Source organism: Agrobacterium leguminum (assembly GCF_015704895.1).
GTDB lineage: Bacteria > Pseudomonadota > Alphaproteobacteria > Rhizobiales > Rhizobiaceae > Agrobacterium > Agrobacterium leguminum.
The window spans coordinates 23,970-31,870 of the sequence record NZ_JADQWB010000030.1; the positions used below are offsets into that span (position 1 = coordinate 23,970).

Genomic DNA, 7,901 nt, shown 5'->3' on the forward strand with positions numbered 1-7,901 from the left:
ATCCGAATCGGTTTTCGAAAGGGCCGATGCGCAGAGTCAAAGTTCTACAGCATGTTTCGCGCATCCTTGCGGATACACGGGGCTCCAGTGTGGCCTGTTAAGGCATTTGGCATTTTGAAACCATCCTATTAACAATCGGTTTACCAAATATGGTGTCATTATGGCTTAACAATTTCCACACCGTCCGCGCCTCCCTTGCGCAGGAGAGAATTTTATGACCAGCAAACTCAATATCACGCTGTCCGGTCCCGATCTGGCGGCTCTTCTGTGCAGCCGTGTGTGCCATGATGTGATTTCTCCTGTCGGCGCCATCAATAACGGCCTCGAACTCCTGGACGAGGGCGGCACGGATGACGATGCGCTCGATCTCATCCGCACGTCAGCCCTTAACGCATCCGTGCGGCTGAAGTTCGCCCGCCTTGCCTTCGGCGCTTCCGGCTCCGCCGGCGCGTCCATCGACACCGGCGAGGCCGAAAAAGCCGCCCAGGATTTCGCCGCCGCCGAAAAGAAGGCGGAGGTGAGCTGGAACGGCCCGCGCGCCATCGTTGCGAAGAATCGTGTCAAACTTCTGCTCAACCTTTTCCTCGTGGCTTATGGCGCCATTCCGCGCGGCGGCAATGTGGATGTGCTGCTCGAAAGCCCCGACGGTGACGCCAGGTTCGAAATCACCGTCAAGGGCCGGATGATGCGCGTGCCGGCCAAGTTCGTGGAAATTTACGAGGGCAGGCTGGAAGAGGCGGTGGACGCCCATTCCGTTCAGCCCTATTACACGCTGCTTCTGGCCGAGGAGGCCAATATGGCGGTGGAATACAAGGTGCATGACGACCGCATCGTGTTTACCGCCAAGACGGTTGCCGAGTGACCGTTCAATCGCCGATCTGAATTTGTGAAAGGGCCGGGACCGCGTCTGCCGACGCGCCGGCCTTTTTCCGTTTGGGGAGCATGTTCATGACACGTCTGACAACCGCTCGCCTTGTCCTGCGGCCGCATGCCATCGCGGATGAAGCGCTTTATCGCGCCTTCTGGGGCGCGGATGTTCCGCAGATCGAAGGGGTCGTATCGATTGCGCCGCTGGACCCGGAACTCGCCTTTGCCCGGCTTTTGCGTTTTCTGGGCCATTGGTCCGCTTTCGGCTTCGGCCCCTTTGTGGTGGAAGAGCTTGCCACGGGGCGCATCGTGGGCGAGGTGGGTTTTGCCCATATGCGCCGTGGCAACGGTGAGGATTTCGACGGCGTGCCCGAGGCGATGTGGAAAATCGACGGGGCGCTGGCGGGCAAGGGTGTCGCGACCGAGGCGGTGGAGGCGGCGCTGCGATGGTTCGATGGTCGCGGGATTTCCCAGCGGACCGTCTGCATGATCAATCCGCTCAACAGCCCGTCGCTGGCCATAGCCGCCCGATTCGGCTTCCGGCCATTTCGCGATACGGCGTTCCGCGACAGCCCCGTTCGGCTTTTCGAGCGGATCGCGGATATCTAGAGCATTTCCAGTAAAAGTGCGAAGCGGTTTTACGTCCGGAAAATGCGTGAAAACAAAGAGGCAGAGCATTTCCGAGTAAGAGTGCGACGCGGTTTTCTCCAGCGCCCGGTGTTGCTGTCCCCGATCGCGTTTCAGGACGACCTGAAACCTGTTCGAGGTCTCGGCGGGCGGCGGATTGAACCAGGAGTTGGTCCATATCAACTCCGGAGCATCCCATGCGCTATCTTCTTCTGGCGGTCATCGTCATTTTTTCCACTGTCCAGTCCGCAATGGCGGAAAGCGGCATCGGTTTTAAACAGATCGAATTGCCGGATGAGGCCGGTTCGAGAACGCTAGCCGTTTCATTGTGGTACCCGGCCGCACCGTCGGGCAAAAGCGAGATCGTCGGCGAAAATGCCGCCTTTTACGGCCTTGAGGTTCAACCGGGCGCTTCCCTTCTTGCCGGTTCACGTCCTCTCATATTGCTGTCGCACGGTTTCGGCGGAAGCTGGCGCAATCTGAACTGGATTGCCGGTGAGCTTGTTCGGGAAGGTTATGTCGTGGCCGCCCCGGATCACGGCGGCGAATCGTTCACCGAAGAAAATGCGACCGAGATCGTTCCATTGTGGGAACGGCCGCGCGACATCAGCAGAACGCTGACCGCATTGCTCGGCGATGACCGATTCGCCGGCAGGATCGACGCGACGCGCATCGCCGTAATCGGCCATTCCCTTGGCGGTTGGACCGCAATGGAGCTGGTTGGTGCGCGATACAGCGCCGATCTTGCCCTGAAGGATTGCAAAGGAGAAAAACGTCCGCCGCAATGCAAGGCTCCGCGACTGCTCGCCAAAGTCGGGGTTGTCGGTGACGGCAGGGCCGATCCGCGTCTTTCGATGAATTTGCAGGATACCCGCATCCGCGCCGCCATCGCGCTGGATCTCGGGCCGGCCGCCGGTTTCCTGCCGGAGACGCTGCAAGCCGTCGGCGTGCCGGTTCTGGTTCTGGCCGCGGGTGTGGAAACACCGGAGATCGCTGCCATCAAGGCCGATTCCGACTATATCGCCCGGCATCTGCCAAAGGCGACGACCGTTTATCGGGAAATACCGGATGCCAGCCATTTCAGCTTCATGCAGATTTGCAGGCCGAACGGCGAAAAGATCGTGGAGGAGCTTTCACCGGGCGAAGGTTTCGTCTGCCGGGATGGCGGCGGCAGGGACCGCGCGGCCATCCATGCGCAGATTGCCGAGATTATCCTCGGCTTTCTGAAAGCGGAAATGCGCTAGGTCGGGTTTTCCAGACGCCTCACGACTGGGATAGTCCTGAGGCGTCCCTTTTTCAAACGGCATTTACCGAATAGTGCCGATAAACGAGGTCTTCAGGATCGGAACGGGGTGCCGCCGGGTCGAGCCTGCCGCCGATTCGTTCGGCGACGGCCGCGGATTTGCGGTTCTGCGGCGAGACGTAGCTGACAAGCGTTGGCAGGTTCAGGGTCTTGAAGGCCCAGTCGCGCAGCGCCGAGGCGGCTTCCGCCGCATAGCCGCGCCCTTCATGGCCGTCGTAAAGCAGCCAGCCCAGTTCCTTTTCCGGAAACAGCGGACCATGATTGATGCCGACCTGGCCGACACATTGTCCCGTTTCGCCAAGCTCGATCATCAGCGCGCCATGGCCGAAAAAGTACCAGTTGGCCTGATCGTGGCAGAACACGCCCCATGTCGAGGGCAGGTCGTAAGGACCGCCGACACCGATGGAGCGCAGTGACGTCATGAAATCCCGATAGGCGGGAAAGTCTGTGATCATCAGCGGGCGCAAAGTCAGGCGTTCGGTCTTGAGGGTAGGGATAGGGTGGTTCATGTGCCGTCATCCTTTTACGGCGCGTAGCCTAGCTCTTCTTCCCTCATTCCTGTGCTTGTCACAGGAATCTAGCCAGCCCAAGTCTTTGGGCTGAAAAGAGTCTCTCGCTGCGCAGACGCGCATCGGCTGGATTCCTGTGACAAGCACAGGAATGAGGGAGTATCCATGCGCCGGAATATGATCGTGTGTCGTGATATGCCAATGACACCGTTACCTGCGACCTTGAAATCGCAACAAAAAACCCGCCGTTTCCAGCGGGTCTTTTAAAAACTGTCCTGTTCCGGAATGGATCAGGCGGTTTCGAGGAATTCCGTCGCGCCATCCGGCTCGCGCAGAACATAGCCGCGGCCCCAGACGGTTTCGATGTAGTTTGCGCCGCCGGCGGCGTTTGCCAGCTTCTTGCGCAGCTTGCAGATGAAGACGTCGATGATCTTCAGTTCCGGCTCGTCCATGCCGCCATAGAGGTGGTTCAGGAACATTTCCTTGGTCAGCGTCGTGCCCTTGCGCAGCGAAAGCAGCTCGAGCATCTGATATTCCTTGCCGGTCAGGTGAACGCGCTGGCCGCCCACTTCAACCGTCTTGGCATCGAGATTGACGATAAGCTCGCCGGTGGCGATGACCGACTGTGCATGGCCCTTGGACCGGCGGACGATGGCGTGAATGCGGGCAACAAGCTCGTCCTTGTGGAACGGCTTCGTCATGTAATCGTCAGCGCCGAAGCCGAGGCCGCGAACCTTGTCCTCGATGCCGGCCATGCCGGACAGGATGAGGATCGGCGTCTTGACCTTGGAGAGGCGAAGCGTTCTCAGAACCTCGTAACCCGACATGTCGGGCAGGTTGAGGTCGAGAAGAATAATGTCGTAATCATAGAGCTTGCCGAGGTCCACGCCTTCCTCACCGAGGTCGGTCGTGTAGACGTTAAAGCTCTCCGACTTGAGCATCAGTTCAATGCTCTGCGCTGTCGCGCTGTCGTCTTCAATAAGTAGAACCCGCATAATTATCCCCTTTGCCGCCCGCGAACCGGTAAATCATTGCCTCGCGCGATGCGGATCCAGACGTTGCCTGATTTGCAGGCTGCCACCAAATGGTTAACAAATTCTAATTGCCTTTGGCAAGGTGTATCGAATTTATTAAGCAAAGTAGGCATTTCGCTGTTTTTGCACGTGAATCCACCATCGCCAAAATTGAAGCTTAACGTGAGGAAATCCCGTTAAGTGATTCAATCGACTCTTACATCGTCGGGTCCATTTTTTTGGACCTGGCATTTACCGACCCTTAAATGATCGTCGTTATCATTAACGATGCCCGTAAACGAAAGGTTAACGACGGCGGTTTTTTATTAACGTCGGGTAACTTTTGGGAATCATTCCGGGACAGGGGGCAACCCTTACGGAAAAACGGGCGGGTTAAACGGGCCGATCAGGGTGGCATAGTGCCTTTTTGATCCGGGTCTCGCTATCCATGGAGTATTGCGTATGAAGTCGCGTGACAGCCTGGTTCGCCTGAAGGAATTTCAGGTCAATGAAAAACGCCGGCAGCTTAACCAGCTGCAGCAGATGATGTCCGAGTTCGAGCGGATGGCAAAGGAACTGGTGCATCAGATATCTCTGGAAGAAAGCAAGTCGGGCATTACCGATCCGACGCATTTCGCCTATCCGACCTTCGCCAAGGCCGCGCGCCAGCGGGCGGATAATCTTCAGGTCTCGATCCGTGAGCTGAAGGCCCAGCAGGAGGCCGCCGAAGCTTCGCTGGAAGAGGTGCAGGCCGAATATGAAAAGGCCGCCGCACTGGAAAACCGCGACGGAGCCATCCGCGCCCGCGCCTGACCTATAGGCGCAGGAATTTACGAAGATCGTCCTCATTGACGGCTGCCGGTGGATCAGGAGGCGGCTTTCAATGACGGGACGCCATGCATTTTTTCGAAAGGCCGCTCCTTCAGGGCGGCCTTTTGTTTTGCCGCGTCGCCGGTGTTTCCCGCCGGGACGGTCAGGCCTGATTTCGATTGTCCGGAGGTGGGGAAAGGCGTATTTTACCGAGGTTCCGACCGTGAGCCGGAGGCTTTTACGCGCACGCGCCCCGTGCGGGTGCGGGCGGCACTTGCAGGGAGGAAAAAATGGCCCGCCAATATATCGATTGCCGCGAATTCCCCAGTGACAGCAGATGCACCGTCGCCATCTCCGCCGATTCTCCGGAGGAGCTTATGGAAGCGGCCGTGCAACACGCCGTGGCTGTTCACGGCGCAAAGGATACGCTCGAATTCCGTGAAGAAGTCCGCCGGAGCATGCATGCCGGGACGCCGCCGTTGAAGGTGGCGTGATTGCTGGCACACCCGAATATCTCCGCCGTCATGCCGGACTTGATCCGGCATCCAGTCGGCGCGCGTCTGCGCGACGAGAAGAGTCTTTTCAGCTCAATGACTTGAGCTTGCTGGACCCCGGCTCAAGGCCGGGGTGACGGCGTGTGGATGTTCCGTTTTGGCCAAAACACCCGTCGATAACATAGATAACTGACATAACGCTCGTTATGTCTGCTCATTTACCCCTGAATAACATCCGCCCATTCGGCATGGCGCAACGTCTGGGCCTTGAAAAACGGGCAGAGCGGAATGATTTTCCAGCCGCCCTTGCGGGCTTCATCGATCGCATGGGCGGCAAGCGCCTGGCCGACGCCTTTGCCGCGCAGCGCATCGGGCACGCCGGTATGGTCGATGATGATGAGGGAAGGGGAGGTGCGCGAATAGGTCATCTCCGCCTTGTGGCCGTCGATGGTCGCCGAATATTCGCCGTGCGATCCGGTTTCGGTTGTCTTGATGTCCATGATGAGCGCCTTCCGCATTGCTGTTCGTTGTCGCCACTGTACCGGCTTCAGCCTGAATTGAAACAGCGGGATAGCGAACGCAGCGGACACAAACCGGCGACAATCGCCGGCCCTGTCGGGCAGTTCTCAGGGGAAATCCGAAATCAAACCGAAAACCCCGTCGATAATCCGGCGGGGCGTTCTGGAAACTCGGTCTGGGCGCGTTTTCGCGCCGGCGCACTGTTTTAGTGGCGATATTGCTGAATGCGCGTGGTGCGCAGGCCGGCAAGGCCATGATCGGCAATCGAGGACTGCCAGGACAGGAATTCTTCGACGGTGAGCGTATAACGCTCGCAGGCTTCCTCGAGGCTCAACAGTCCACCGCGTACCGCTGCAACCACCTCCGCCTTTCTGCGAATGACCCAGCGACGGGTATTGGCAGGCGGAAGATCCGCGATCGTCAGAGGGCTGCCATCGGGGCCGATGACATATTTAACTCGTGGGCGTATCATTTCGGTCATTGGACACTCTATACAAACTCAAGACCATATGACGGGAACTCTATCCCGGTACCTTTAAAAATTGCCTAAGCAGCTCTAGACAATTTATTAAGAATTTGAACGGTTTCGCCTGATTTGTTCGAGTCGCCTTATTTTGCCGGGAAAAAATTTTTCCAAAAATCGCAATTTTTCTCTCTCATCGGTTGTTTCCGTCAGAGTGCCGCAAGCGAAAGGCACGTTTTCCCGTTGCCCTGGGTAAATTCCGCCGTTCCCTCATGCTGCAGCCGCAGGCGGTCGCCGACATCGAGGGAAAGGATGGAGGTTGCCGACTGCGACGTGCCTGACGTCGATGCATTGCCGGCGATGCCGAAGCCGGCCGCCGCGCCATTGATGAAAAGCGTCACCCGGTGGCCGGAAGAGGAGACCACGGCGAGCGTCAGGGCCGCCAGATAAAGGCCCTTTGCCGGAACCACGAGTTCACGTCCGCCACCGCTCACCGCATCGCCGAGCGCAAAGCCGCCCTCGGCGATGGAGAGCACGGAAAAACCCGCCGCCGCGCCATTGGCGGGTTTCGTCGTGCCCGCCGGCAGGCCGGCGACGGCGAGCGGGCGGTTCGGCATCGAGACCCGGCCATCGCCGCTGCAGAGAAGTGCGGTGTGCCATGAGGCGCCATCCTTGCTGGTCTTGATCGAAAACCCGTCATTGCCGGCAAGGCCCATCTCCGCCCGGCCGCTCCAGCCGGACTGGAACAGCAGCGAGGCGGTATCGCCCTTGCCCGCCTTGTTGATCGTCATGCGGTGGCTGCCGCCTTCTTCGGCGTGGGTGAAGAGGCTGGCGGGGGCGGTGAGCGCCAGCCGGTTGGTGGCGTCGGCCTCCGTGCCGATGCCCAGCCTTTCCAGCCGGCCGGCGGCCGGCAGCGGCATGTCGCGCCAGTTGCCGTCGCGCAGGATGCGATATTTGCTCTCGGCCGCAAACCACGCCGTCCAGCCCGGCTGCGGCGCGATTGAGAGCCAGGCGCCATCCTGCCGGAAAGCGAGCCTGCCGCCCTTGCCGGCCCAGTCGCCCGTGGCATCGGCGGAGAGGAGGAAACAATCCCCTTCCTCAGCGTTATCGGGCGGCGCGGTGACGATGGCCTTGATGACCAGTTGCACGATCGCATCCAGCCTTTGCAGGGCTTCGTTATGGGTGACGTGTTTCTGTGCCTGCGAGGGGAGGATATAGGGAAGCCGAAGTCTCGCCGTCTGTTCCGTCATGATGTGCCTTTCGCGCTGCGGTGTTTCGTTGCGGGGCATTGTGGGG

10 protein-coding genes are annotated in these 7,901 nt (G+C 59.2%); 5 read left to right on the forward strand and 5 right to left on the reverse strand.

What is annotated here, in order from left to right; genetic code table 11:
- Nucleotides 1-214: 214 nt before the first annotated feature.
- The 3 genes from chpT (at nt 215) to I3J13_RS24900 (ending at nt 2,738) form a co-directional block, all read left to right on the forward strand.
- Entirely contained in the window at nt 215-862 is a 648-nt protein-coding gene (chpT, locus tag I3J13_RS24890) for a histidine phosphotransferase ChpT (protein ID WP_003522930.1), read from the forward strand.
- Between the two features lie 86 nt (nt 863-948).
- Complete coding sequence (locus I3J13_RS24895; RefSeq protein WP_196380600.1) at nt 949-1,476, forward strand: GNAT family N-acetyltransferase; 528 nt, start codon at nt 949-951, stop codon at nt 1,474-1,476.
- A gap of 215 nt (nt 1,477-1,691) precedes the next feature.
- Nucleotides 1,692-2,738, forward strand: coding sequence for an alpha/beta hydrolase family protein (locus I3J13_RS24900; protein WP_196380601.1), 1,047 nt, complete (start codon nt 1,692-1,694; stop codon nt 2,736-2,738).
- 52 nt (nt 2,739-2,790) lie between these two features.
- Here the strand turns inward: I3J13_RS24900 and I3J13_RS24905 are convergent, their stop codons facing one another.
- Together I3J13_RS24905 and ctrA are read right to left on the reverse strand one after the other, a co-directional pair.
- Complete coding sequence (locus I3J13_RS24905) at nt 2,791-3,306, reverse strand: GNAT family N-acetyltransferase (protein ID WP_196380602.1); 516 nt, start codon at nt 3,304-3,306, stop codon at nt 2,791-2,793.
- Nucleotides 3,307-3,596: 290 nt separating this feature from the next.
- Nucleotides 3,597-4,301, reverse strand: coding sequence for a response regulator transcription factor CtrA (ctrA, locus tag I3J13_RS24910; RefSeq protein ID WP_003522926.1), 705 nt, complete (start codon nt 4,299-4,301; stop codon nt 3,597-3,599).
- Between the two features lie 480 nt (nt 4,302-4,781).
- On the opposite strand from ctrA, the gene I3J13_RS24915 reads away from it, so the two are divergent.
- Complete coding sequence (locus I3J13_RS24915; protein WP_003491821.1) at nt 4,782-5,132, forward strand: flagellar export protein FliJ; 351 nt, start codon at nt 4,782-4,784, stop codon at nt 5,130-5,132.
- Between the two features lie 287 nt (nt 5,133-5,419).
- Nucleotides 5,420-5,623 carry a DUF1059 domain-containing protein gene (locus I3J13_RS24920; RefSeq protein ID WP_003522925.1) on the forward strand — a complete coding sequence of 68 codons (204 nt, stop codon included), beginning with the start codon at nt 5,420-5,422 and terminating at the stop codon, nt 5,621-5,623.
- Between the two features lie 218 nt (nt 5,624-5,841).
- Here the strand turns inward: I3J13_RS24920 and I3J13_RS24925 are convergent, their stop codons facing one another.
- From I3J13_RS24925 to I3J13_RS24935, 3 genes are all read right to left on the reverse strand, one after another.
- A complete protein-coding gene (locus tag I3J13_RS24925; RefSeq protein ID WP_003522924.1) occupies nt 5,842-6,123 on the reverse strand; it encodes a GNAT family N-acetyltransferase in 282 nt (93 codons plus the stop codon).
- A gap of 224 nt (nt 6,124-6,347) precedes the next feature.
- On the reverse strand, nt 6,348-6,623 hold the full coding sequence (sciP, locus tag I3J13_RS24930; protein ID WP_003491799.1) for a CtrA inhibitor SciP: 276 nt from the start codon (nt 6,621-6,623) through the stop codon (nt 6,348-6,350).
- Between the two features lie 191 nt (nt 6,624-6,814).
- Nucleotides 6,815-7,855: a DUF2793 domain-containing protein gene (locus I3J13_RS24935; protein WP_196380603.1), complete on the reverse strand. Its 1,041-nt coding sequence runs from the start codon at nt 7,853-7,855 to the stop codon at nt 6,815-6,817.
- Between the last annotated feature and the right edge of the window lie 46 nt (nt 7,856-7,901).